This window comes from Actinomadura sp. NPDC023710 (genome assembly GCF_040639875.1).
GTDB classification, from domain to species: Bacteria; Actinomycetota; Actinomycetes; order Streptosporangiales; family Streptosporangiaceae; genus Spirillospora; species Spirillospora citrea.
In genome coordinates this window covers 185,875-209,265 of the sequence record NZ_JBFAGB010000008.1, presented here as the reverse complement: position 1 = coordinate 209,265, position 23,391 = coordinate 185,875, and the positions used below count along the sequence as shown (strand labels likewise).

The following is a 23,391-nucleotide window of genomic DNA, read 5'->3' as shown; positions in this document are numbered from 1 at the left end:
GATTGGTGCCGTGGCAGAGCGAGAGTCCTCCAACCTCCTGATCCGGACCTGGAACGCCGTGTGGCGCCCGACGCCCGGGTCGCTGCGGCTGCTCGCGCTGATCGGCGTCATCGGCAACGTGGTGATCGTCGTCAGCGGCGGCGCCGTCCGCGTCACCAAGTCCGGCCTCGGCTGCCCCGACTGGCCGCGCTGCTCCGGTGACAGCCTCGTGCCGACCCACGATCCTGAGCACCATGTGCTCAACATGTCGATCGAGTTCGGCAACCGGCTGATCACCTTCGTGGTGCTGGGCGTGGGCGTGCTGGTGTTCGTCGCCGCGCTGCGGCTGCGGCCGCGCCGCCGGGGCCTGGTGTGGTGGGCGCTGGCCCAGCCGATGAGCGTGGTCGCCCAGGCGGTCATCGGCGGCATCGTCGTGCTGACCGAGCTGCACCCGGCGGCGGTCTCGCTGCACTTCCTCGTCTCGCCGGCCCTGCTGGTGTTCTGCGTCGCGCTGTGGATCCGCGCGGGAGAGGGCGACGCGCCGCCCCGGCCGCTCGCCGGGCCCTGGACGCGCCGCCTCGCCGCCGCGCTGCTGGTCTCCTGCGCCGCCGTGCTCGTCGCGGGCACCGTCGTCACCGGCACCGGCCCGCACGCGGGCGACGCGGAGTCGCGCCGCTACGGGTTCGACATCACCGACGTCGCCCGGATCCACGGCGAGCTGGCGTGGCTCACCATCGCCCTGACGGTGCTCGCCATCGTGGCCCTGCACCGCGCGGGGGCGCCCGCCGCCGCCCGCCGCCGCGCCCACGAGCTGGCCGGGCTGATCGTCCTGCAGGGCGCCGTCGGCTACACCCAGTACTTCCTCGGCGTGCCCGCCGGCCTGGTGCTGCTGCACATGCTCGGGTCGGTGCTGATGTGGATCGCGGCGTTCCGCCTGTTCTTCGCCCTGCGGGACCGGGGCCCCGTCCCCGCGACCGTGGACCCGGCCTCGGCGGCCCCGCGGCCCGCCGAGGCGCCCCAGCCCGCCTGACCCGCGCTCAGGCCTTGCGCAGGAACGCGCGGAGGCGCTCCAGCGGCCAGGTGTTGATGACGACGTCGGGGGTCAGCCAGCCCCGCTGGGCGGTGCCGACGCCGTAGCGGATGTTGCGGTGGTGGCCCACGGAGTGGGCGTCGGTGTCGATGGAGAACTTCACGCCGAACCGCTTCGCGCGCCGGATCAGGTCGGCGGGCAGGTCGAGGCGGTCGGGGAAGGAGTCGATCTCCATCGCGGTGCCGGTGCGGGCGGCGGCGCGGAACACCTCGTCCCAGTCGGCGTTCACCGGAGCCCGGCGGCCGATGCTGCGGGCGGTGGGGTGCCCGATCACGTGGACGTGGGGGTTCTCGCACGCGCGGACGAGCCGCCGGGTCATGCTCGCCTCGTCCTGCGTGAAGTGGGAGTGGACGGAGGCGACGCAGACGTCGAAGCCGGACAGGAAGTCGGCGTCCCAGTCGACGCCGCCGTCGGGGTCGATGTTGAGCTCGGTGCCGTGCAGGAGCGTGAGGCCGGGGAACCGCTCCCGCAGCTCGGCGACCTGCGCGCGCTGGGCGAGCATCTTCTCGTCGGTCATGCGCTGCATGACCAGGTTCGGCGCGTGGTCGGTGATCGCGTAGTACTCCAGGCCGCGGTCCCGCGCGGCGGCGGCCATGTCCTCCAGGGAGGCGACGCCGTCGGTCAGGTCGGTGTGGCTGTGCAGGTCGCCGCGGAGGTCCTCGACGGTCACCAGGTGGGGCAGTTCGTCCTTCAGCGCCGCCTCGATCTCGCCGGAGTCCTCGCGGAGGGTGGGATGGACCCAGGGGAGGCCGAGGCGCTCGTAGACCTCCTCCTCGGTCCTGGACACGATCAGCTCGTCGGTCCGGGCGTCGAACAGCCCGTACTCCGACAGCCTGAGCCCCGCCCTCACGGCGATCTCGCGGGTGCGGATGTTGTGGGCCTGCGAGCCGGTGAAGTACTGGAGCGCGGCGCCCCACGATTCGGGCGGGACGACGCGCAGGTCGACCTGCAGGCCCTGGGCGGTGCGGATCGAGGTCTTCTTGTCGCCGCCCGCGATCACTTCCGCGACGAACGGGAGCGCGGTGAACGCCTCCATGATCGGACGCGGGTCGCGGGAGGCGGCCAGCACGTCCACGTCGCCGATCGTCTCGCGCATCCGGCGCAGCGAGCCGGCGTGGGCGCAGCGCTCCACCTGGGGCAGCTCGGACAGGGCCGCGACGATCTCGTCGGCGACGCCCGCCGCGGCGTCGACCAGGACGCGCTCGCCGGAGCTGCGCATCAGCTCGATGCCGTGGAGGATGTTCTCCTCGGTCTTGGCGCCGAAGCCCTTGAGCCCGCGGAGCCGGCCCTCCTGGACGGCGGCGGCCAGCTCGTCCACCGAGGAGACGCCGAGCGCCTCGTAGACGGCGAGGGCCTTCTTCGGGCCGAGCGTGGGGATGGCCGTCAGGGCGCGGACCCCGGCCGGGATCTGCGTGCGCAGCTCCTCCACCTGCCGGATCGTTCCGGTGGTGTTGTAGTCGAGGAGCTTCTTGGCGATCGCGTCGCCCACCCCCGAGATCGTGCGGAGCCCGGCCAGGTCGAGGCCGGCGATGTCGCCGGGGTGGCCCGCGACCGCCCGCGCCGCCTTCTCGTACGCCCTGATCTTGAAAGCGTCGCCGCCCGTGATGGACAGCAGGTCCGCCAGTTCCTGGATGAGGGCCGCAGCCTCGTCGTTCGCCCGTGCCATGGGCCGAGTCTAGAAGCCGGGTACGACGTTTCCGGCGCTCAGCGCAGGGGCGCGACGGGTCCGCCGGGCCGCTCGGTCCGGCCGCGCACGACCTCCCCGGCGATCGCCGCGACCTGCTCCTCGGGCAGCCGCCGGTAGCCGTCGGCGGTGACGACCGCGATCGTCGGGTAGATGCGCCGGGCCGGGTCGGGGCCGCCGGTGGCGGTGTCGTCGTCGGCCGCGTCGTAGAGGGCCTGGACGCACACGGTGGCGGCGTCCTCCAGGGACAGGTCGTCGCGGTAGAGCTTCTTCAGCGCGCCGGTGGCGTACGGGGAGCCGGAGCCGTCCGCGTGGAAGCCGCGGGCCTCCTGCGGGGCGCCGGTGATGTCGTAGGTGTAGATCCGCGCCTCGCCGGAGCCGGGGTCGAGGCCGGCGAACAGCGGGACGACCGCGAGCCCTTGGAGGGCCTGCGCGAGGTTGGCCTGGATCACGGCGCCGAGGCGGCGGGCCTTGCCCGGCAGCGACAGCGGGACGGTCTCCATCTTCTCGTAGTGCTCCAGCTCCACCTGGAACAGCCGGACCATCTCAAGCGCCAGCCCGACCGTCCCCGCGAAGGCGACGGCGGAGTACTCGTCGGCGCGCTGCACCTTGTCGAGCTCGCGGTAGGCGATGCGGTGGCCCTGCGTGGCGCGCCGGTCGCCGGCCATCATGACGCCGCCCGGGAACGTCAGCGCCAGGACCGTCGTCCCGTGCGGCAGTTCGGGCGCGTCCCCCTCGGGCACCCGGTTGACGGGCAGCAGCTCAGGGGAGTGCAGGCGCAGGAAGTCGACGAACGACGCCGACCCCGCCTCGAAGAACTCGGGCGGAATCCCCTGGTCCTCGCTCCGGCCGATCACGGCGGCTCCTCTCCGGCTTGATGATCGCGACGTCCCGATCCTTCCACGCTGCCACACGGGGCCGCCACCGCTCAGGCCTCAGGGGCCTCGGGCGGCTCCTTCCGGCTCCGGGTGGCGCCCGCGCAGGCGACGATGACGCAGCAGATCGCGACCCACTGGCGCGCCGTGAGGATCTCGCCCAGCAGCGCCACCCCGACGAGCGCCGCGACGGCGGGCTCCAGGCTCATGAGGATCCCGAAGACGCGGGCGGGCATCCGCCGCAGCGCCTCCAGTTCGAGCGAGTACGGGATCACCGACGACAGCAGCCCGACGCCGAGGCCGATCAGCACCAGCCGCGGGTCCAGCAGGGCGGTGCCCGCGGACGCCACGCCGAGCGGGAGGATCGCGACGGTCCCGACGACGCTGGCGAGCGCCAGGCCGGTGGAGCCGGGGAACCGCCTGCCGGTCGCGGCGGTGAGCACGATGTAGCCCGCCCAGCACGCCCCCGCCAGCAGCGCGAACGCGATGCCGACCGGGTCGAGGGCGCCGCTGCCGCCCCTGGCGAGCAGGACGACCCCGGCGCCCGCCAGCACGACCCACAGCGCGTCGCGGGGGCGCCGGGAGGCGACGATCGAGACCAGGAGCGGCCCGAGGAACTCGATCGTGACCGCGACGCCCAGCGGGATCCGCGAGAACGACTGGTAGATCGAGAAGTTCATCAGCGCCAGCGCCAGCCCGAAGCCGGCGGCGATCGCGAGGCTGGAGCGCGAGTGGTCGCGCAGGACGGTCCGCAGCGCCTTGCGGCTGAGGAACCCCAGCACGATCGCCGAGGTCAGCAGGCGCATCGTCACGACGGCGCTCGGCGGCAGCCGGTCGAACAGGTGCTTGGCCATGCCCGCCCCGACCTGCAGGGAGATGATGCCGAGCAGGATCAGCGCGGGCGGCGGCACCGACCCGAGCGACAGTTTCCGCGATGAGAGCGCCCGCGCCCGGGAAGGACGGGCGGGGTGGGACGCGCCGCCGAACGAGCCGGGCGCTTCAGACAGGACCATGCGCTACTCCCACTTGAAGAAGCGGGCGGCCAGGACGAGGCCCGCGACGGCCCACACGGCGAGGACCGCCAGCGGCCGGCCGGGGAACGCGGCGCCGTGCTGGAGGACCTGGCGCAGCCCCTCGGAGAGCGCCGAGATCGGCAGCAGCTCCAGGGCGGAGCGCACCGCGCCGGGGAACCGGTCCAGCGGGAAGACGACGCCGCCGAGGGCGAGCAGCAGGATGTAGACGAGGTTGGCTGCGGCCAGGGTGGCCTCGGCGCGCAGTGTCCCGGCCATGAGCAGCCCGAACCCGCTGAACGCGGCGGTGCCGAGCAGCAGCAGGACGACCACCGAGGCGGGGTCGCCGTGCGGGTGCCAGCCGAGCGCCAGCGCCACGGCGCAGACCACCGCGGCCTGCACGGCCTCGACCGCGACCACGCTGAGCGTCTTGGCGGCGATGAGCCCGCCGCGCGGCAGCGGGGTCGCGCCGAGCCGCTTGAGGACGCCGTAGCGCCGCTCGAAGCCGGTGCCGATGGCCTGGCCGGTGAACGCGGTGGACATCACCGCGAGGGCGAGGATGCCGGGCGCCAGGAAGTCGACGCGGCGGCCCGCGCCGAGGTCCAGCAGGGACGTGGCGCTGAACAGCGCGAGCAGCACCACCGGGATGATCAGTGTGAGCAGCAGCTGCTCGCCGTTGCGCAGCACGGCGCGGAACTCGTAGCCGGCCTGGGAGAGGATCATGCGCGGCAGCGGCGCGGCGCCCGGCGCGGGGGCGAGGTCCAGCGAGGTCGTCACGAGCGCAGCTCCCGTCCGGTGAGTTCCAGGAAGACGTCCTCCAGCGTGCGCCGCTCGATCCGCAGGTCCTCGGTCAGGACGCCGTGCGAGGCGCACCAGGCGGTGACCGTGGCCAGCAGCTCGGGCCGGACGTCGGCCTCGATCAGGTAGTGCCCGGCGGGCGACTCCTTGGCGGCGCTCCCGGCGGGCAGCGCCGCGAGCAGCTCCTCCAGGCCGAGGCCGGGACGGGCGCGGAACCGCAGCTGCCGCTCGGCGCCGGTCAGCTCCTCGGGGGCGCCCTCGGCGACGACCCGGCCGCCGTCGACGATCACGATGTGGTCGGCGAGGCGCTCGGCCTCCTCCATGTTGTGCGTGGTGAGCACGACCGAGACCCCGGCGGCGCGCAGCTCGCCGATCAGGTCCCAGGTCGCGTGCCTGGCCTGCGGGTCGAGCCCGGTGGTGGGCTCGTCGAGGAAGACCAACTCGGGACGTCCGACCACGGCGACGGCGAGGGAGAGCCGCTGCTGCTGCCCGCCCGACATCCGCCGGAACGGGGTGCGGGCGTGCCCGGTGAGGCCGAGCCGCTCCAGCAGGGCGGAGGCGTCGAGCGGCGCGGTGTGGAACGAGGCGACGAGCCGCAGGAACTCGCCGGCCCGCGCGGTGCCCGGCACGCCGCCGGACTGCGGCATCACGCCGACCCGCGGGCGCAGGGCGCGCCCGTCGGCGGCGGGGTCGAGGCCGAGGACGCGGACGGTGCCCGCATCGGCCCGCCGGAACCCCTCGCAGATCTCGATCGTGGTGGTCTTGCCGGCGCCGTTCGGGCCGAGCAGCGCGGTGACCGCACCCCGGGCGGCGCTGAGCGACAGGCCGTCCACGGCCGCCACCGCGCCGTAGCGCTTGGCGAGCGAGTGCAGTTCGACCGCGCCGTCTCCGGGGGGTGTCATGGTGACGAGTTTAGGTCCGGGGCAGGACAGCTCCGCGCCCGGTCCCGGCGCCGCCGGCGTGAAGTCGCGGTAAAGCCGCCCGGTGGAAGTCGATCTAGTTTCGCCGCCGCGCCCCGGGGAATCCGCGCTCTGGGGGAGTCGCGGCGCCGTGGCCGTGCTCCGGGGAGGTGGGGATGGCGTTCCGCGTCGATTCGGAGGTGGGCCGGCTCCGGGAGGTGCTGCTGCACCGGCCCGAGCTGTCGCTGAAGCGGCTCACCCCCTCCAACGCCGCCGGGCTGCTGTTCGACGACGTGCTGTGGGTCCGGCGGGCGGTGGAGGAGCACGAGGAGTTCGAGGACGTGCTGCGCGCCCAGGGCGTGCGGACGCATCTGCTGATCGACCTGCTCGGCGAGACCGTCACGATCCCCGAGGCGCGCCGGCACATCCTCGACAGGGTGGTCGACCCGCACTGGTTCGGCCCGCTGGCGACCGACGCGATCCGCAACTGCTTCGACGCCATGGACGTGGCGGAGCTGGCGGCGTTCCTGATCGGGGGCATCACCAAGCGGGAGATGCTGGAGCGGATGCCCGAGCCGGCGTCCATCGCGTTCCACTCCATCGGCATGGACGGGTTCGTCCTGCCGCCGCTGCCCAACCACCTGTTCACCCGCGACACGTCCTGCTGGATCTACGACGGCGTGTCGATCAACACGATGCGCATGAAGGCCCGGATGCGCGAGACGGTGAACATGGAGGCGGTCTACCGCTGGCACCCGCTGTTCGCGACCGGCTACGACCGGCCCGCCGAGGGCGGGTACCACGTGTGGAACCGCGGCACCGCCATGGCGCCGGCGACGCTGGAGGGCGGCGACGTGCTGGTCCTCGGGAACGGCGCCGTGCTGGTCGGGATGAGCGAGCGCACGCAGCCGCAGGCCGTCGAGATGCTGGCCCAGGCGCTGTTCGCCGGGGGCTCCTGCGACCGGATCGTCGCGCTGCGGATGCCGCGCAGGCGGGCGTTCATGCACCTGGACACGGTCATGACGATGGTCGACCACGGGGTGTTCACCAAGTACGCGGGGATGGGCATGCTTCCGTCCCACACCGTGGAGCCCGGCGACAACGAGAAGGAACTCAAGATCACCGATCATCCGGCGGAGGACATGCACCGGGCCGTCGCCGCCGCGCTCGGGTTGGACGACATCACGGTCCTCGCCCCGACCCAGGACGTGTTCTCCGCCGAGCGCGAGCAGTGGGACGACGGCGCGAACGTCCTGGCCGTCGCGCCCGGCGTCGTCGTCGCCTACGAGCGCAACGCCACGAGCAACAACCACCTGAGCCGGAACGGCGTCGAGGTCATCACGATCCGCGGCAGCGAGCTCGGCCGGGGCCGCGGCGGCCCGCGCTGCATGAGCTGCCCGCTCGTCCGGGACGCCTGATGGCGGCCGAGCTGCGCGGCCGCAGCCTGCTCAGGGAACTCGACTTCACGCCGGGCGAGTTCGAACACCTCATCGACCTGGCGGCCGACCTGAAGGCGGCCAGGCGCGGCGGGACGGAGACGCAGGCGCTGGCGGGCAGGAACATCGCGCTCATCTTCGAGAAGGCCTCCACCCGCACCCGCTGCGCGTTCGAGGTCGCCGCGCACGACCAGGGCGCCCACGTCACCTACCTCGACCCCGGCGGGACGCAGATCGGCCACAAGGAGTCGATGAAGGACACGGCGCGCGTCCTCGGACGGATGTACGACGGCATCCAGTACCGGGGGGCCGGCCAGAGGCGCATCGAGGAACTGGCCGAGCACGCGGGCGTCCCGGTGTGGAACGGCCTGACCGACGAGTGGCACCCGACGCAGATGCTCGCCGACATGCTCACCATGCGCGAGCACGGCGGCAGGCCGTTGCGCGAGGTCACGTACGCGTACCTGGGCGACGCGCGCAACAACATGGGGCACTCCTACGTGGCGGCCGGGGCGCTCCTCGGCATGAACGTCCGCATCGTCGCCCCGCGCGCCCTCTGGCCCGACGAGGAGACGGTCGTCGGGCCGTCCCGCGCGGTCGCCGCCGGGACGGGTGCGAGCATCACCATCACCGAGGACGTCGCGGACGGCGTGCGCGGCGCCGACTTCGTCATCACCGACGTGTGGGTGTCGATGGGCGAACCGGCCGAGGTGTGGGACGAGCGGATCGCGATGCTCGCGCCCTACCAGGTGAACGCCGAGGTCATGCGGGCGACCGGCAATCCCGCCGCCAGGTTCATGCACTGCCTGCCGGCCTTCCACGACCGGCGGACCGCCGTCGGGGAGGAGATCTACCGCAGGACCGGCCTGGACGCCCTGGAGGTCACCGACGAGGTGTTCGAGTCCGAGGCGTCGATCGTCTTCGACGAGGCCGAGAACCGGATGCACACGATCAAGGCGGTCATGGTGGCGACGCTCGGCTGAGCGGGGGCCGCCGGGGAGGGGGAGGACGCATGCGCGTGGTCGTCGCGCTCGGGGGGAACGCGCTGGTCAAGCGGGGGCAGACGCCCGACGCCGAGCTCCAGCGCGGCAACGTCGACCGGGCCGTGCGGTCGCTGGCGCCGCTCGCCGAGCGGCACGAGCTGATCATCACGCACGGGAACGGGCCGCAGGTCGGGGTGCTGGCGCTGGAGAGCGTCAACGACCCGAACCTGACCCGGCCCTACCCGCTGGACACGATCGGCGCCGAGACCCAGGGCATGATCGGCTACTGGATGCTCCAGGCCCTGCAGAACGCGCTGCCCGGCCGCCAGGTGATGGCGATGATCAACCAGACGCTGGTGTCGGCGGTGGACCCGGCGTTCCAGAATCCCACCAAGTTCGTCGGCCAGGTCTACGAGCGCGAGGAGGCGGAGAAGCTCGCCTCCGAGTACGGCTGGACCGTCCGGCCCGACGGGGACCGCTGGCGCCGCGTGGTGCCGTCCCCGCGGCCGCAGCGGGTGATCGAGACGCGGCTGATCAGGGAGCTGGTCCGGCTCGGCACGGTGGTGGTGTGCGCGGGCGGCGGCGGTATCCCGGTCTTCCGCAACGACGTGGGGCGGTTGGAGGGCGTCGAGGCGGTGGTCGACAAGGACCTCACCGCGGCCGTCCTCGCCGAGAGCATGGACGCCGACGCGCTGCTCATCCTCACCGACGTGCCCCGCGTGATGCGCGACTTCGGCACGCCGCGGCAGGAGGAGATCACCCACACGACGCCGTACGAGCTGCGCGGCGAGGACTTTCCCGCAGGGTCGATGGGCCCGAAGGTCGAGGCGGCGGTGAGCTTCGTCGAGCGGACGGGCGACATGGCCGCGATCGGGATGATCGACCAGTGCGAGCGCATCCTGGAGGGGACCGCGGGGACGATCGTCACCCCGAACGCCACCTGGCCGCTGGCGAGCACCCTGTGACCGCCGGGACCGCACCGGAGACCTTCGCGCGCAGCCTGCTGCGGACCAAGCCCGTCGACCTGATCGTCGCCGAGGGCGGGCGCGGCGAGGGCGGCGAGCTGAGGCGCACGATGAGCCTGCTCCAGCTCACCCTGTTCAGCGTCGGCGCGACCCTCGGCACCGGCATCTTCGTCGTCCTCGGCGAGGCGGTCCCGCTGGCCGGGCCCGCGGTCGTGCTGTCGTTCGTCCTCGCCGCCGTCACCGCCCTGTTCTCGGCGCTGTCCTACGCCGAGCTGGCCGGGACCATCCCGGTCTCCGGCTCGTCCTACTCCTACGCCTACGCGACGCTGGGCGAGCTGGTCGCGTGGGTCTGCGGCTGGTGCCTGCTGCTGGAGTACGCCGTGTCGGTGTCGGCCGTGGCGGTCGGCTGGGGCTCCTACCTCAACGCCTTCCTCGACGGCGCGGCGGGCTTCACGATCGCGGCGCAGATCAGCAACCCGCCGGGGGAGGGCGGCCTCGTCAACGTCCCCGCGGTGATCGTGGTGCTGTTCGCCACGGCGCTGCTGCTGCGCGGCACGTCCGAGAGCGCCGCCGCCAACACGGTCATGGTGTTCCTCAAGATCGGCGTGCTGCTGTTCTTCTGCGCGATCGCCTTCACGGCGTTCCGGGCGGGGAACATGACCCCGTTCGCGCCGATGGGATGGGCGGGCATCAGCGCGGCCGGCTCCAAGGTGTTCTTCTCCTACATCGGCTTCGACGCCGCCTCCACCGCCGGTGAGGAGGCCAGGAACCCGCGCCGCGACCTGCCCCTCGCGATCATGCTCTCGCTGGCCGTCGTGACCGCCCTGTACGTCCTGGTCGGGCTCGCCGCGGTCGGTGCCATGCACTGGACGCGGTTCTCGCTCAGCGGCTCCGAGGCCTCGCTGGCGCAGGTGCTGGACTCGGTGAGCGGGCGGACGTGGCCGTCGCTGGTCCTGTCCCTGGGCGCCGTGGTCGCCATCGCCAGCGTCGTGCTCACCGTCATGTACGGGCAGACCCGCATCCTGTTCGCGATGTCGCGGGACGGGCTCGTCCCGCACGTCTTCCAGAAGGTGAGCCCGCGGCGCCGCGTGCCGGTCGCCAACACCGTCATCGTGGCGGCGTTCATCGCGATCCTCGCCGCGGTGATCCCGCTCGGCCGGCTCGTCGACGCCACCAGCATCGGGACGCTGTTCGCGTTCGCCCTGGTCAGCGTCGGTGTGATCGTGCTGCGCCGCACCCGGCCGGAGCTCGCGCGCAGCTTCCGCGCGCCGCTGTACCCGGTGACGCCGCTGCTCGGCGTCGCGCTGTGCGTCTACCTGATGGTCGGGCTCGGCGGCGTCACCTGGACCGTCTTCGCGATCTGGACCGCCGTCGGCCTGGCCGCCTACTTCCTGTACGGCCGCCGCCACTCGCGCCTGGCGGCCCGGCACGCAGGGCCCAACGGAGGGAGCCCGCATGAGTGAACCGAACGGCAGTGAACCGAACGGCAGTGCACCTGATGCCGGGGAATCGGGAGGCGGGGGACCGGACGGGCTGCGCGTGCTGGTCGGGTACTCGCCCGACGAGCGCGGCGACGACGCCCTCGCCCTGGCCGCGATGGTCCGGTCGGCGGACCGGTCGAGCCGGCTCGCGCGGCTGACGGTCGTCAACCTGTATCCGCCCGCCTGGCCCGCGCACGGCCCCGCGTCGGTGGACGCCGAATGGGTCGCCTACCTCAGGGGCCAGGCCGAGGAGGCGTTGGCGCGGGCCGTCGCGCGGCTCGGCGAGCTCCAGGTGCCGCGGCCTGAGCTGGACCTGCGGGCGCGCGCCCACCGGGGGACCGGGCGCGGCCTCATCGAGGCCGCGAAGGAGGCGGACGCCGATCTCGTCGTGATCGGCTCGGCTCCGGGCGGCCGCCGCGGCCGGATCGCCATCGGCAGCACCGCCGACCAGCTCCTGCACGACTCGCCGGTGCCGGTGATGCTGGCGCCGCGCGGATACGCCGAGGAGTCGCTGGGCCACCACCGGACGCTCGGGCCCGACCGCTCGGCGCGGCGGCTGGAGCGGATGACCGTGGCGTTCTGGCCGCGCCGCGATGTCGAGGGCCCGCTGCTGGCCGCCGCCGCGCTCGCGCGGACGCTGGGGCTGCCGATGCGGCTGCTGACGCTGGTGCTGCGGCCGGCCGCGCTCGCGGCCGGGCTCGGCGGTGTCGGCGGCGCGCTGGACCGCCAGGTCGCCCGGGCCGACGAGGAGCTGCGGGAGGCCGCGGGCCTGCTCGGGGCGCGCCTGGGGGACGGGATGCCGGTGGAGCGGCTCGCGGAGGTGGGGACCGGGGTCGCCAGCACTCTCGGCGCCGTCGATATGCTGCCGGGCGAGGTCGTCGCCTGCCTGCCCGGCCGTCATGGGCCGCTGCGCAAGGTGTTCCTCGGGGAGGGCTCCGGCAAAATCGTCCGGGCCGCCCCGTGCCCGGTGCTGGTGCTGCCGCGCGGGACCGGCGCGGGCCAGGGCGAGGCGCCCTCCGGCGAGGACGCCCAGCTTAGGTAAGGCTTACCTGCGTGAGCTACGACATTGGCGATCCAGTGTTTCGCGGGAAGTAATTACGGCACACTGATGTTGTGAAAAACGTGGGCGAGGATCAGACGAGCAGCCGGGGCGCCACCGCGCGCCCTGTCGGCGTGCCGTCCGGCCAGCCCGAGCGCGACACCCGCGCCCGGGTCGCCAGGCTGATCCTCGAACACGGCCCCGTCACCGCGTCCACGTTGGGAGAGCGCGTCGGCCTCACGCCGGCGGCGATCCGGCGGCATCTGGACGCGCTCCTGGCCGAGGGCATGATCGAGATCCGCAAGGCGCGGGTGCCGCAGTCCCGGCGCGGCCGGGGCCGCCCCGCCAAGTGGTTCGCCATCACCGACGCCGGGCGCAGCGCCTTCGTGCACGCCTACGACGACCTGGCGACCAGCGCCCTGCGGTTCCTCGCCGAGACGGCCGGCGACCACGCGGTCGCCGAGTTCGCCCGGCGGCAGATCGCCGACCTGGAGCGCCGGTACCGGCCCGTCGTGCAGGACGCGCCGCCTCACCAGCGGGTCCGCACGCTCGCCGAGGCCCTGTCGGGGGACGGCTACGCGGCCGCCGCCGCCAAGGCGCCCCAGCCGGGCGGCGGCGAGCAGCTGTGCCAGCACCACTGCCCGGTCGCGCACGTCGCCGCGGAGTTCCCCCAACTGTGCGAGGCCGAGACCGAGGCGTTCAGCCGGCTGCTGGGCACTCCAGTGCAGCGGCTCGCCACGATCGCGCACGGCGACGGCATCTGCACCACCCACGTCAGCTCCCGCTCGCTGTGCGGGACCAGCGACACCGGCGAGGGCGGCGCCCGCGCCGCGCACGCCGCCCCTGGCGGGGACACGGCGGACGCGGGGGCGTCCGCCGGCACGCATCTGATCAGTGACGAGGAGTCCGGAGGGACCTCCCTATGACTACGGCAGCCCACCCGGAGCTCGAAGGGCTCGACAAGTACAAGTTCGGCTGGGCCGACTCGGACGCCGCCGGCGCCTCGGCGCGCCGCGGCCTGAACGAGGACGTCGTCCGCGACATCTCGGGCAAGAAGAGCGAGCCTGAGTGGATGCTCGACCTGCGCCTCAAGGGGCTGCGGTTGTTCAGCAAGAAGCCGATGCCCACCTGGGGCTCGGATCTCACGGGCATCGACTTCGAGAACATCAAGTACTTCGTGCGCTCCACCGAGCAACAGGCCACGTCCTGGGAGGAGCTCCCCGAGGACATCAAGAACACCTACGACAAGCTCGGCATCCCCGAGGCGGAGAAGCAGCGCCTCATCGCCGGCGTCGCCGCCCAGTACGAGTCGGAGGTCGTCTACCACAAGATCCGCGAGGACCTTGAGGAGAAGGGCGTCATCTTCGTCGACACCGACACCGGCCTGCGCGAGCACCCGGAGATCTTCCAGGAGTACTTCGGCTCGGTGATCCCGGTCGGCGACAACAAGTTCGCCGCGCTCAACACCGCCGTGTGGTCGGGCGGCTCGTTCATCTACGTCCCGCCGGGCGTGCACGTGGAGATCCCGCTCCAGGCCTACTTCCGGATCAACACCGAGAACATGGGCCAGTTCGAGCGGACGCTGATCATCGCCGACGAGGGCTCCTACGTCCACTACGTCGAGGGCTGTACCGCCCCGATCTACAAGTCCGACTCGCTGCACTCGGCCGTCGTGGAGATCGTCGTGAAGAAGGACGCCCGCGTCCGCTACACGACGATCCAGAACTGGTCGAACAACGTCTACAACCTGGTGACCAAGCGCGCCGTCGCCTACGAGGGCGCCACCATGGAGTGGGTCGACGGCAACATCGGCTCCAAGGTCACCATGAAGTACCCGGCCATCTACCTGCTCGGCGAGCACGCCAAGGGCGAGACCCTGTCGATCGCGTTCGCGGGCGAGGACCAGCACCAGGACGCCGGCGCGAAGATGGTGCACGCCGCGCCGAACACCTCCAGCAGCATCATCTCCAAGTCGGTGGCGCGCGGCGGGGGCCGCACGTCCTACCGCGGACTGGTGCAGATCCAGGAGGGCGCCGAGCACAGCAAGTCCACGGTCAAGTGCGACGCGCTGCTGGTCGACCAGATCAGCCGCTCCGACACCTACCCCTACGTCGACGTCCGCGAGGACGACGTGGAGATGGGCCACGAGGCCACCGTCTCCAAGGTGTCCGAGCAGCAGCTGTTCTACCTGATGAGCCGCGGCCTCACCGAGGACGAGGCGATGGCGATGATCGTGCGCGGGTTCGTCGAGCCGATCGCGCGCGAGCTGCCGATGGAGTACGCCCTGGAGCTGAACCGGCTCATCGAACTGCAGATGGAAGGAGCCGTCGGCTGATGGGGCTGGAGCAGAAGCCTCTCTCGACGCTGCACGAGAAGGCGTCCTACGAGGTTGCCGACTTCGACGTGCCCACGGGCCGCGAGGAGGAGTGGCGGTTCACCCCGCTGCGCCGCCTGCGCGGCCTGCACAACGGCACGGCCGAGGACGGCGGCAAGGTCCTGCTGGAGGTCGAGGCGGCGCCGGAGGTGACCGTCGAGACCGTCGGCCGCGGCGACGAGCGCCTCGGCAGGGCCTACGTCCCCGCCGACCGGGTCAGCGCCCAGGCGTGGAGCTCCTTCACCCAGGCCACGGTCGTGACCGTCCCGAAGGAGACCGCGGCCTCCGTGCCGACGGTGCTGCGGCTGCGCGGCGAGGACGCCTCGGCCGCCGCCTACGGGCACACCACCGTCGTCCTGGAGCCCTTCGCCGAGGCCACCGTCGTGCTGGCGCACCAGGGCTCGGCGACCTACGCCGACAACATCGAGTTCGTCGTCGGCGACGGTGCCCGCCTGTCGGTGATCAGCCTGCAGGACTGGGCGGACGACGGCGTCCACGTCTCCCACCAGCACGCCCGGCTCGGCCGCGACGCCCGGTTCGTCTCGCACAACATCTCGCTCGGCGGCGACGTCGTGCGGATCTCGCCGTCCGTCGCCTACGAGGGGCCCGGCGGCGACGCCGAGCTGTACGGGGTGTACTTCGCCGACGGCGGCCAGCACCTGGAGCACCGCCTCCTCGTCGACCACGCCGTCCCGCACTGCCGCAGCCGCGTCGACTACCGCGGCGCCCTGCAGGACCGGGACGCGCACGCCGTCTGGATCGGCGATGTGATCATCCGCGCCGAGGCCGAGGGCACCGACACCTACGAGCTGAACCGCAACCTCGTGCTCACCGACGGGACGCGGGTCGACTCCGTGCCGAACCTGGAGATCCTCACGGGCGAGGTCGCCGGAGCGGGCCACGCCTCGGCGTCCGGGCGGCTGGACGACGAGCACCTGTTCTACCTCCAGGCGCGCGGCATCACCTTCGACGCGGCGCGCCGCATGGTGGTCCGGGGCTTCCTCGGCCAGCTCATCGAGCGCATCGAGGTCGTCGAGGTGCGCGAGAAGGTGCGCGAGGCGATCGAGGCGGAGCTGGACCGGGGAGCGGCCAAGTGACCTTCGTGAAGGTGTGCGCGCTGGACGAGGTCCCCGCCGACGGGGCGCTCGGCGTCGAGGTCGACGACACGCCCGTCGTCATCGCGCGAAGCGGCGGCGACGTGTTCGCCCTGAACGACATCTGCTCGCACGCCGAGGTCTCGCTCTCCGAGGGCGAGGTCTACAACGGCACCATCGAGTGCTGGCTGCACGGGTCCTGCTTCGACCTGCGCAGCGGCAAGCCCACCAACCCGCCGGCCACGCAGCCGGTCGCCACCTACAAGGTCAGGGTCGAGGACGGCGAGGTCTACGTCTCGCTCGCCGGCGACGACTGACCGCACGACGAAGGACTAGACGCACTATGGCCACGCTTGAGATCCGCGACCTCCACGTCTCCGTCGGCGACGGCTCCGACGGAGCGAAGGAGATCCTGCGCGGGGTCGACCTGACCGTGAAGGCCGGCGAGACCCACGCGATCATGGGGCCGAACGGCTCCGGCAAGTCCACCCTCGCCTACGCGGTCGCCGGCCACCCGAAGTACGAGGTGACGTCCGGCTCCGTCACGCTGGACGGCGAGGACGTCCTGGCCATGTCGGTCGACGAGCGCGCCCGCGCCGGGCTGTTCCTGGCGATGCAGTACCCGGTCGAGGTGCCCGGCGTCTCGGTGTCCAACTTCCTGCGCTCGGCCGTCACCGCCGTGCGCGGCGAGGCCCCGAAGCTGCGCGAGTTCTCCAAGGAGATGAAGGCCGCGATGGACGCCCTGTCCATCGACCCGGCGTTCGCGCAGCGCAGCCTGAACGAGGGCTTCTCGGGCGGCGAGAAGAAGCGGCACGAGATCCTCCAGCTGGAGATGCTGAAGCCGAAGGTCGCCGTGCTGGACGAGACCGACTCCGGCCTCGACGTCGACGCCCTGAAGGTCGTCTCCGAGGGCGTCAACCGTTTCGCCTCCGGCGACACCGGCGTCCTGCTCATCACCCACTACACGCGCATCCTGCGCTACGTGAAGCCCGACTTCGTGCACGTGTTCGCCGCCGGCCGCGTCGTCGCCGAGGGCGGGCCCGAGCTGGCCGACGAGCTGGAGAACGAGGGCTACGAGAAGTACGTGAAGGCGGGCGCGTCCCTATGACGGAAGCGGCCCGGGGGGCGGGGACGGCCGCCTCCGCACAGGGAACGGCAAGCCTTCTGCCCGAGGAGCTGAAGAAGGACTTCCCGCTGCTGCAGCGCACGGTCCGCGGCGGGCGCCCGCTGGTGTACCTCGACTCGGGGGCGACGTCGCAGAAGCCCGTCCGGGTGCTGGACGCCGAGCGGGAGTTCTACGAGCGGCACAACGCCGCGCCGCACCGCGGGGCGCACCTGCTCGCCGAGGAGGCGACGGAGGCCTACGAGAACGCCCGCGCCTCGATCGCCCGCTTCGTCGGCGCGTCGCCCGCCGAGATCGTGTTCACCAAGAACGCCACCGAGGGCATCAACCTGGTCGCCTACGCGATGAGCAACGCGGCCACCGCCGGCCCCGGGGCCGAGCGGTTCGCGGTCGGCCCCGGTGACGAGGTCGTGGTGTCGGAGATGGAGCACCACGCCAACCTCGTCCCGTGGCAGCAGCTCTGCCGGCGGACGGGCGCCACCCTGCGCTGGTTCGGCATCACCGACGAGGGCCGCCTCGACCTCGACGACCTCGACGGCATCGTCAACGAGCGCACGAAGATCGTCGCACTGACGCACCAGTCGAACGTGCTCGGGACCGTTCCGCCGATCGAGCGGATCGTGGAGCGCGCCCACGCCGTCGGCGCGCTCGTCCTGCTGGACGCCGCGCAGTCGGTTCCGCACCAGCCCGTGGACGTGGCCCGGCTCGGCGCCGACTTCCTGGTGTTCTCCGGCCACAAGATGCTCGGCCCCACCGGCATCGGCGTGCTGTGGGGCCGCGGCGAGCTGCTCGCGGCCATGCCGCCGTTCATCACCGGCGGTTCCATGATCGAGGTCGTCCACATGGAGGAGACCACGTTCATGCCGCCGCCGCAGCGGTTCGAGGCGGGCGTCCCGATGACCGCGCAGGCGGTCGGGCTGGGCGTGGCCTGCGACTACCTCACCGAGATCGGCATGGACCGCGTGCACGCCCACGAGGAGGCCCTGGTCGGCCACTCGCTGGACCGGCTCGGCGAGATCCCCGGCATCCGGGTCATCGGCCCCGGCACCACCGAGGCCCGCGGCGGCGCCGTGTCGTTCACCGTCGACGGCATCCACCCGCACGACGTCGGGCAGGTCTTGGACGAGCTGGGCGTCGAGGTCCGCGTCGGCCACCACTGCGCGTGGCCGATCTGCCGCCGCTTCGGCATCCCGGCGACCACCCGCGCGACGTTCTACCTCTACAACACCCTCGGCGACGTGGACGCGCTCGCCGACGGGGTGAGGCAGGCGCAGAAGTTCTTCGGCACCGCCTGAGGAACACGCCCTGACGTGCCCGGGTTGTAGCGAGAAAGGTTGAGAAAGGACGCCATGCAGCTGGAGGCGATGTACCAGGAGGTCATCCTGGATCACTACCGCAACCCCCTGCACAAGGGGCTGCGGGAGCCGTTCGAGGGGGAGGCGCACCACGTCAACCCCACGTGCGGCGACGAGGTGACGCTGCGCGTCCACCTGGAGGGCGGGGGCCAGGACGCCACGGTCGCCGACGTGTCCTACGACGCCATGGGCTGCTCGATCAGCCAGGCCAGCGCCTCGGTGATGTCCGACCTGCTGATCGGCAAGTCCGTCAAGGAGGGGATGGCGGTCGGCGAGGAGTTCCTGGCGCTGATGCAGTCCCGCGGCCAGGACGTCGCGCCTGACGAGGACGTCCTGGAGGACGCCGTCGCCTTCGCCGGGGTCTCGAAGTACCCCGCCCGCATCAAATGCGCCCTGCTCGCCTGGATGGCGTGGAAGGACGCGACCGCCCGCGCACTCGGAGAGGCACCATGACCGACACGCCCGCGACCGACACGCCCGCCCAGGAGACGCCCGACACCGAGGCGCCCGCGGCCGCCGCCCCCTCCGAGGAGGAGGCGGAGATCCTTGAGGCCCTCAAGGACGTCGTCGACCCCGAGCTCGGCATCAACGTCGTCGACCTCGGCCTGGTGTACGGCGTCGACCTGTCCGACGAGGTCGCCACCCTGGACATGACGCTCACCAGCGCCGCCTGCCCGCTCACCGACGTGATCGAGGACCAGGCCCACAGCGCGCTGGAGGGCCTCGCCAAGGACGTCAAGATCAACTGGGTCTGGCTCCCGCCGTGGGGCCCCGACAAGATCACCGACGAGGGCCGCGACCAGCTCCGCGCCCTCGGCTTCAACGTCTGACCCGCGCCACGCGACGCCGTGAGGCCGCGCCCCGGGACGGGGCGCGGCCTCACGGCGTCCGAAAGCCCGGCGAGGGCGCGGCGGACGGGCCGTTCCGCTCGCCGAGCGTCACTCCGGCCGTGCGTGCTCCGCGGGGTCCCGGGTGGCGCCGTCCCGCGGCTTGGGGGGCCAGAGGGTGGTCGTGACCGGCCAGAGGAACCAGATCGCCAGGACGAATCCGAGGCGCCCCAGCCATGCGTCGAGGGCCCGCGTGCGGTCGGCGTCGCCGACCAGGGCGATCATCGTCAGGAGCAGGCCGCAGGCGATGGCCGTGGCGAGGGCCGCCTTGCCGAACTCGCGCCACTCGTAGCGGGCGCGCGCCGCCCCGTACCGCGGACCGCGGGTGGGCGGCGGTCCGCCGGCGAAGCGGTGGGCGAAGCGTTCGTCCGCCCAGCGCACCATGCTGTGGCCGAACGCGACGGAGTAGCCGAGGTAGGCCGCCGACAGCCCGTGGGCGGCGCCGGCGGTGGCGCCGCCGCGCAGGTCGATGGCCGTGGCGGCCAGCAGGACCAGGTCGACCAGCGGAACGCACAGCAGGAGCGCCGCGCCGGTGCGGCGCAGGCGCAGCGCGTAGCGGGCGAGGAGGCCCGCGGCGAGCAGGACCCAGAAGCCGATCTCGCATCCGGCGATCACCGCAAGGAGCACGTGGAATCCCTTCTCGACGGCGGGGATCCCATCGTCAGCCCCGGGACGGGGGCGGATCGTCGTCTGCGGTGAGGTTTCGCGGGTCGTCCGAAGGATGTACGCGCGCTCCTCACCTGGACGGACGAGACATCCCGGGCGAGATGCTGAGATGGACCCGTGCACAGGCTCCGACGTCTCACCACGCGCCAGGACGCGCTGATCGCCGTCGCCGCGCTCGCGGGCGGTCTCGTGGTGCTCGCGGCGCACGGGCACACCGTCTGGTCCGACGGCTGGAACCCCTCGTTCCGGCTGCGCCTGCTCCCGCTGATCGGGCTGTGCGCGGCGATGCCGCTGAGGCGGACGGCGCCGCTCACCGGGCTGCTGCTGGCGACGCCGTTCAACTTCGTCGACGTCGCGTTCGGGCCGAGCCTCGCCACCGTGATGATCTACGGGGACGCGCTGTACGCGGCGAGCCTGTACGGGCGGCGCCGGACGGCGGAGTGGCTGCTCGGGACGACGCTGGCGGCGAGCGCGGCGGTGGCGGTCGCGGCGGCGTCGGCCCTGCGCGGCGTCGCGGTCGCCGTGCTCGGGGCGTCGGTCGCCGGGGTGGTGTGGGTGACGCCGGTGCTGACCGCGATGGCCGTCCGGGAGCACCGGTCCCGGGCCGAGACGGAGCGGGAGCGCGCCGAGCAGGTCGCGCGGCTGGCCGAGATGGACCGGCGGGCCGCCGTGAGCGCCGAGCGCGCCCGGATGGCCCGCGAGCTGCACGACGTGATCGCCAACCACCTGAGCGCGGTCGCGCTGCACTCCTCGGCCGTGCTGAAGGTGCAGGGCCTGGACCGGGAGGGCGTGAACCGGGCGATGGAGGTCATCCGGGAGAACAGCGTGCAGGGGCTCGCCGAGATGCGGCGGATGATCGGGCTGCTGCGGGAGGGCGACGACGCGGACCCGGCGGCCCGGCCGCGGCTGGCGGAGCTGGACCGGCTCGTCCGGCACACCGCGCGGTCCGACCTGTCGGCGCGGCTGGAGGTCGCCGGAGAGCAGCCGGAGCTGCCGGCGGCGGTCGAGCTGGCCGCCTACCGGATCGTCCAGGAGGCGCTGACGAACGCGCTGAAGCACGCCGGGTCCGGGTGCGCCGACGTGCGGGTGGAGTACGCGGGCGGGCACGTGGTGATCGACGTCCTGAGCCCGCTCGGCCTGGACGGCTCCCGGCTGCCCGGCACCGGCAGCGGCCTGGTCGGGATGCGCGAGCGCGCCGTGATGCTCGCCGGCAGGTTCGCCGCCGGGCCGGACGGCGGCCGCTGGCGGGTGCACGCCGAGCTGCCCGTCGACTCGCTGGGCGGGGCGGCGTGAGCACGGGGCGGGACGGCGTGATCGACGTGCTGGTCGCCGACGACCAGGCGGCGGTGCGGGCGGGGCTGGTGCTGATCCTCGGCGCCGCGCCGGACGTGCGGGTGGTCGGCGAGGCCGCCGACGGGGCGCGCGCGGTGGAGCTGGCCGGCGAGCTGCGGCCCGACGTGGTGCTCATGGACGTCCGCATGCCCCGCCTGGACGGGATCGCCGCCACCCGGCGGATCGCCGGGTTCACCGACGTCCTGGTGCTGACGACGTTCGACATGGACGAGTACGTGTTCGGGGCGCTGCGGGCGGGCGCCGCCGGGTTCCTGCTCAAGGACGTCGACGCCGACAGGCTGGTGGAGGCCGTGCGGACCGTCGCGGCGGGCGAGGGCATCATCGCCCCCCAGGTCACCCGGCGGCTCATCGGCGCCTTCGCGGCCCGGCCGGCGGCCCCGGCGGAGGTGCCGGGGCTGGCGGAGCTGACGCCGCGCGAGCGCGAGGTGTTCGGCTGCCTCGGGGAGGGCCTGTCGAACGGGCAGATCGCGGCCCGGCTCGCCATGGCCGAGACGACCACCAAGACGCACGTGAGCCGCATCCTCGGCAAGCTCGGGCTCGCCAGCCGCGTCCAGGCGGCCATTCTCGCGCAGGAGACGGCCGTCACGGGACTCTCCGGCCTTGATCCGCATAAGGGATCATCCGGGACGGTCTAGGCCCGCAGCGGCGATCTCAGCGCGACATGGCCCGGATCAGGTCGGCCACCCGGACGATGCCGAGGCAGCGGCCGACCTCGTCCACCACGACCAGGTCGTCGTAGACGCGCTCGTCCTCCGCGCCGGCGGCCCGCAGCGCGGCGATCGCCGGGACGGTGCGCGGGACGGGCCGCGGCGGGTCGGCGAGCCGGGCGGCGGGCCGGCGCGCGTGCAGGGCGTGCCCGTAGGCGCCCGACAGCTGGAGCAGGAAGCGCGTCCGGTCGACGGTGAAGCTCGGCCGCTGCCGCTCGTCGACGAGGACGACGCTGGTGGCGCCGGTCTCGGCGTTGAGCACGGTGAGCACCTCGCCGGCGGTCGCCGTCCGCGGCAGCGTCACCGCGGGGAGGGTGAACTCCGACACCCGCGGCCCGAGACCGGCGCCGGGCCGGGCCGGGGCCTCGCGCCCGCCGGTGACCGGGATGCTCACCGGCATTCCCGGGCGCCAGTCCGGCGGTGCGAGGGCGGGTCCCTGGACGAGCCGGACGCCGGTCTCGCGCAGGTGCAGAACCTGGTCGTGCGTCGTCATGCCCGGCGCGAGGACGCGGGTCTCCAGCCGGTGCGCCAGCTCGACGAGGCTCGCCACGAGCGCCGCGCGGCGCGGATCGCCGGCCGCCGTCCGGGCCAGCCCGGGATCGAGCTTGAGCAGGTAGGAGGCGCCGTCGACCAACAGGTCGAGCGGGGTGTGGGCGGAGCCGAGGCCGGACAGCCCGACGAGGTACCCGGCGCGGCGCAGCGCCGACAGCGCGGCGGCGAGGGCCGGGCGCCGCGCGGGCGGGAAGCCCCCGCCGACGCACAGGATGATCTCCTGCGGGCGCCGTCCGGTCTCGCCGAGTCCGCGGTGCAGTTCGCCGAGCAGGTCGGCGCCGCTCGCGAGGGACTCGGCGCGCAGCCCGATCTGCAGCGGCAGCGGGGTGCCCAGCTCGGCGGCCGCGCGCGCCGCCGCGACCGCGCGCCGCACGTCCCCGGACGCCGGGTCGGGCCGCACCGGGCCGCCGGACGGGCCGGACGGGGCGGCGTGCGCCTCCACGGCGACGACGGCGCCCGTGCCGAGGTCGACCACGGGGTGGAACACGGCCCGGGCCGGGACGAGCGCGTCGAGGGTGTCGGTGGAGGACACAGGCGCATCATGCCGCCCGCAAGCCGGCGAAACCGCATTTGTCAGGAGAAGTTAACCCACTATTCCTGCAGCTCACCCGGCCGGACGGCGGCCGGTCACAGCCCGCGGCCGCCGGCGATCGCCGACAGCAGGTACGTCACGCCGGCGACGGCCGCCAGCCACACGTAGGCGGTGATGTCGGCGCCGCGCAGCGCCTGCACCACGAGGCCGCCGACGACCGCGACGGTCAGCACGTCGCCCGTCATGGCGGCGGCCCGCAGGTGCGCGCGGGCCCGGGTGCCCGACCCGAAACCCTCACTGAGCGGCAGCGCCGGCTCGTTGCGGCGGTAGGCGAGGTACGCCGCGTACCCGGCCAGCGAGGCCAGCGCGATGAGGGCCGTCCCGGACCGCCCGTCGGCGGCCAGCACGGCCCCGACCACCACACCGGCGCCCAGGACGAGCCCTGGGACGGCCCACCGGCTGAGACTGCGGCGTTCGGGAGCGATCCACATGTGCTCATCCTTCCCGAT

Annotated in this window: 24 protein-coding genes; 16 read left to right on the top strand and 8 right to left on the bottom strand. The window is 73.3% G+C overall.

What is annotated here, in order from left to right; translation table 11 throughout:
• Window positions 1-10: 10 nt before the first annotated feature.
• On the top strand, window positions 11-1,009 hold the full coding sequence (locus AB0H37_RS12235) for a COX15/CtaA family protein (RefSeq protein WP_360612381.1): 999 nt from the start codon (window positions 11-13) through the stop codon (window positions 1,007-1,009).
• A gap of 7 nt (window positions 1,010-1,016) precedes the next feature.
• Here AB0H37_RS12235 and polX read toward each other — a convergent pair whose 3' ends face one another.
• The 5 genes from polX to AB0H37_RS12210 form a co-directional block, all read right to left on the bottom strand.
• Entirely contained in the window at window positions 1,017-2,735 is a 1,719-nt protein-coding gene (gene polX, locus AB0H37_RS12230; RefSeq protein WP_360612379.1) for a DNA polymerase/3'-5' exonuclease PolX, read from the bottom strand.
• A 38-nt stretch (window positions 2,736-2,773) separates the two neighbouring features.
• Complete coding sequence (gene prcB / locus AB0H37_RS12225; RefSeq protein WP_179835245.1) at window positions 2,774-3,610, bottom strand: proteasome subunit beta; 837 nt, start codon at window positions 3,608-3,610, stop codon at window positions 2,774-2,776.
• A 71-nt stretch (window positions 3,611-3,681) separates the two neighbouring features.
• On the bottom strand, window positions 3,682-4,641 hold the full coding sequence (locus tag AB0H37_RS12220) for an EamA family transporter (RefSeq protein WP_329090140.1): 960 nt from the start codon (window positions 4,639-4,641) through the stop codon (window positions 3,682-3,684).
• A gap of 3 nt (window positions 4,642-4,644) precedes the next feature.
• Window positions 4,645-5,361, bottom strand: coding sequence for an ABC transporter permease (locus tag AB0H37_RS12215; RefSeq protein ID WP_360612456.1), 717 nt, complete (start codon window positions 5,359-5,361; stop codon window positions 4,645-4,647).
• Between the two features lie 50 nt (window positions 5,362-5,411).
• Window positions 5,412-6,338: an ABC transporter ATP-binding protein gene (locus AB0H37_RS12210; protein ID WP_329090142.1), complete on the bottom strand. Its 927-nt coding sequence runs from the start codon at window positions 6,336-6,338 to the stop codon at window positions 5,412-5,414.
• Window positions 6,339-6,511: 173 nt separating this feature from the next.
• On the opposite strand from AB0H37_RS12210, the gene AB0H37_RS12205 reads away from it, so the two are divergent.
• From AB0H37_RS12205 to AB0H37_RS12145, 13 genes are all read left to right on the top strand, one after another.
• On the top strand, window positions 6,512-7,753 hold the full coding sequence (locus tag AB0H37_RS12205) for an arginine deiminase (RefSeq protein ID WP_329090144.1): 1,242 nt from the start codon (window positions 6,512-6,514) through the stop codon (window positions 7,751-7,753).
• On the top strand, window positions 7,753-8,754 hold the full coding sequence (gene argF / locus AB0H37_RS12200) for an ornithine carbamoyltransferase (RefSeq protein WP_360612376.1): 1,002 nt from the start codon (window positions 7,753-7,755) through the stop codon (window positions 8,752-8,754). Before AB0H37_RS12205 ends, argF begins: the two co-directional genes overlap by 1 nt.
• A gap of 29 nt (window positions 8,755-8,783) precedes the next feature.
• The gene (gene arcC, locus AB0H37_RS12195) at window positions 8,784-9,719 is read left to right on the top strand and encodes a carbamate kinase (RefSeq protein ID WP_329090147.1); all 936 of its coding nucleotides are present in this window, start codon (window positions 8,784-8,786) and stop codon (window positions 9,717-9,719) included.
• A complete protein-coding gene (locus AB0H37_RS12190; protein WP_329090149.1) occupies window positions 9,716-11,182 on the top strand; it encodes an amino acid permease in 1,467 nt (488 codons plus the stop codon). Before arcC ends, AB0H37_RS12190 begins: the two co-directional genes overlap by 4 nt.
• Window positions 11,175-12,242 carry a universal stress protein gene (locus tag AB0H37_RS12185; RefSeq protein WP_360612374.1) on the top strand — a complete coding sequence of 356 codons (1,068 nt, stop codon included), beginning with the start codon at window positions 11,175-11,177 and terminating at the stop codon, window positions 12,240-12,242. Before AB0H37_RS12190 ends, AB0H37_RS12185 begins: the two co-directional genes overlap by 8 nt.
• Before the next feature lie 131 nt (window positions 12,243-12,373).
• The gene (locus AB0H37_RS12180; RefSeq protein WP_360612454.1) at window positions 12,374-13,165 is read left to right on the top strand and encodes a metalloregulator ArsR/SmtB family transcription factor; all 792 of its coding nucleotides are present in this window, start codon (window positions 12,374-12,376) and stop codon (window positions 13,163-13,165) included.
• Window positions 13,162-14,574, top strand: a complete 1,413-nt coding sequence (gene sufB / locus AB0H37_RS12175; RefSeq protein ID WP_179835238.1) for a Fe-S cluster assembly protein SufB — start codon at window positions 13,162-13,164, stop codon at window positions 14,572-14,574. The genes AB0H37_RS12180 and sufB overlap by 4 nt, the downstream gene beginning before the upstream one ends.
• Window positions 14,574-15,710, top strand: a complete 1,137-nt coding sequence (gene sufD / locus AB0H37_RS12170) for a Fe-S cluster assembly protein SufD (protein ID WP_329090152.1) — start codon at window positions 14,574-14,576, stop codon at window positions 15,708-15,710. Before sufB ends, sufD begins: the two co-directional genes overlap by 1 nt.
• Window positions 15,707-16,024 carry a non-heme iron oxygenase ferredoxin subunit gene (locus AB0H37_RS12165; protein ID WP_179835236.1) on the top strand — a complete coding sequence of 106 codons (318 nt, stop codon included), beginning with the start codon at window positions 15,707-15,709 and terminating at the stop codon, window positions 16,022-16,024. The genes sufD and AB0H37_RS12165 overlap by 4 nt, the downstream gene beginning before the upstream one ends.
• Before the next feature lie 26 nt (window positions 16,025-16,050).
• Window positions 16,051-16,815: a Fe-S cluster assembly ATPase SufC gene (gene sufC / locus AB0H37_RS12160; protein ID WP_179835235.1), complete on the top strand. Its 765-nt coding sequence runs from the start codon at window positions 16,051-16,053 to the stop codon at window positions 16,813-16,815.
• A complete protein-coding gene (locus AB0H37_RS12155) occupies window positions 16,812-18,125 on the top strand; it encodes a cysteine desulfurase (RefSeq protein WP_179835234.1) in 1,314 nt (437 codons plus the stop codon). Before sufC ends, AB0H37_RS12155 begins: the two co-directional genes overlap by 4 nt.
• Before the next feature lie 54 nt (window positions 18,126-18,179).
• Window positions 18,180-18,638, top strand: a complete 459-nt coding sequence (sufU, locus tag AB0H37_RS12150; RefSeq protein ID WP_179838758.1) for a Fe-S cluster assembly sulfur transfer protein SufU — start codon at window positions 18,180-18,182, stop codon at window positions 18,636-18,638.
• On the top strand, window positions 18,635-19,015 hold the full coding sequence (locus AB0H37_RS12145) for a metal-sulfur cluster assembly factor (RefSeq protein ID WP_179835233.1): 381 nt from the start codon (window positions 18,635-18,637) through the stop codon (window positions 19,013-19,015). The genes sufU and AB0H37_RS12145 overlap by 4 nt, the downstream gene beginning before the upstream one ends.
• A 108-nt stretch (window positions 19,016-19,123) precedes the next feature.
• Here AB0H37_RS12145 and AB0H37_RS12140 read toward each other — a convergent pair whose 3' ends face one another.
• Window positions 19,124-19,699 (bottom strand): hypothetical protein, encoded by a 576-nt coding sequence (locus AB0H37_RS12140; protein ID WP_179835232.1) that lies wholly within the window; start codon window positions 19,697-19,699, stop codon window positions 19,124-19,126.
• A gap of 156 nt (window positions 19,700-19,855) precedes the next feature.
• Between AB0H37_RS12140 and AB0H37_RS12135 the strand changes: the two genes are divergently transcribed.
• Together AB0H37_RS12135 and AB0H37_RS12130 are read left to right on the top strand one after the other, a co-directional pair.
• On the top strand, window positions 19,856-21,031 hold the full coding sequence (locus tag AB0H37_RS12135) for a histidine kinase (protein ID WP_329090159.1): 1,176 nt from the start codon (window positions 19,856-19,858) through the stop codon (window positions 21,029-21,031).
• A 17-nt stretch (window positions 21,032-21,048) separates the two neighbouring features.
• On the top strand, window positions 21,049-21,726 hold the full coding sequence (locus AB0H37_RS12130) for a response regulator transcription factor (RefSeq protein ID WP_360612452.1): 678 nt from the start codon (window positions 21,049-21,051) through the stop codon (window positions 21,724-21,726).
• Between the two features lie 16 nt (window positions 21,727-21,742).
• On the opposite strand, the gene AB0H37_RS12125 is transcribed toward AB0H37_RS12130, so the two are convergent.
• Both AB0H37_RS12125 and AB0H37_RS12120 read right to left on the bottom strand, forming a co-directional pair.
• Complete coding sequence (locus tag AB0H37_RS12125; protein ID WP_229810303.1) at window positions 21,743-22,882, bottom strand: EAL domain-containing protein; 1,140 nt, start codon at window positions 22,880-22,882, stop codon at window positions 21,743-21,745.
• Between the two features lie 95 nt (window positions 22,883-22,977).
• The gene (locus AB0H37_RS12120) at window positions 22,978-23,373 is read right to left on the bottom strand and encodes an ABC transporter permease (RefSeq protein ID WP_179835230.1); all 396 of its coding nucleotides are present in this window, start codon (window positions 23,371-23,373) and stop codon (window positions 22,978-22,980) included.
• Between the last annotated feature and the right edge of the window lie 18 nt (window positions 23,374-23,391).

Bases quoted from the DNA above. Each gene is read 5' to 3' on its own strand.
- arcC (WP_329090147.1), top strand. From the start codon at position 8,784: ATGCGCGTGGTCGTCGCGCTCGGGGGGAACGCGCTGGTCAAGCGGGGG.
- argF (WP_360612376.1), top strand. From the start codon at position 7,753: ATGGCGGCCGAGCTGCGCGGCCGCAGCCTGCTCAGGGAACTCGACTTC.
- AB0H37_RS12210 (WP_329090142.1), bottom strand. From the start codon at position 6,338: ATGACACCCCCCGGAGACGGCGCGGTCGAACTGCACTCGCTCGCCAAG.
- polX (WP_360612379.1), bottom strand. From the start codon at position 2,735: ATGGCACGGGCGAACGACGAGGCTGCGGCCCTCATCCAGGAACTGGCG.
- AB0H37_RS12155 (WP_179835234.1), top strand. From the start codon at position 16,812: ATGACGGAAGCGGCCCGGGGGGCGGGGACGGCCGCCTCCGCACAGGGA.
- sufB (WP_179835238.1), top strand. From the start codon at position 13,162: ATGACTACGGCAGCCCACCCGGAGCTCGAAGGGCTCGACAAGTACAAG.
- AB0H37_RS12215 (WP_360612456.1), bottom strand. From the start codon at position 5,361: ATGATCCTCTCCCAGGCCGGCTACGAGTTCCGCGCCGTGCTGCGCAAC.
- sufD (WP_329090152.1), top strand. From the start codon at position 14,574: ATGGGGCTGGAGCAGAAGCCTCTCTCGACGCTGCACGAGAAGGCGTCC.
- AB0H37_RS12185 (WP_360612374.1), top strand. From the start codon at position 11,175: ATGAGTGAACCGAACGGCAGTGAACCGAACGGCAGTGCACCTGATGCC.
- AB0H37_RS12205 (WP_329090144.1), top strand. From the start codon at position 6,512: ATGGCGTTCCGCGTCGATTCGGAGGTGGGCCGGCTCCGGGAGGTGCTG.
- AB0H37_RS12120 (WP_179835230.1), bottom strand. From the start codon at position 23,373: ATGTGGATCGCTCCCGAACGCCGCAGTCTCAGCCGGTGGGCCGTCCCA.
- sufU (WP_179838758.1), top strand. From the start codon at position 18,180: ATGCAGCTGGAGGCGATGTACCAGGAGGTCATCCTGGATCACTACCGC.
- AB0H37_RS12220 (WP_329090140.1), bottom strand. From the start codon at position 4,641: ATGGTCCTGTCTGAAGCGCCCGGCTCGTTCGGCGGCGCGTCCCACCCC.
- sufC (WP_179835235.1), top strand. From the start codon at position 16,051: ATGGCCACGCTTGAGATCCGCGACCTCCACGTCTCCGTCGGCGACGGC.
- AB0H37_RS12145 (WP_179835233.1), top strand. From the start codon at position 18,635: ATGACCGACACGCCCGCGACCGACACGCCCGCCCAGGAGACGCCCGAC.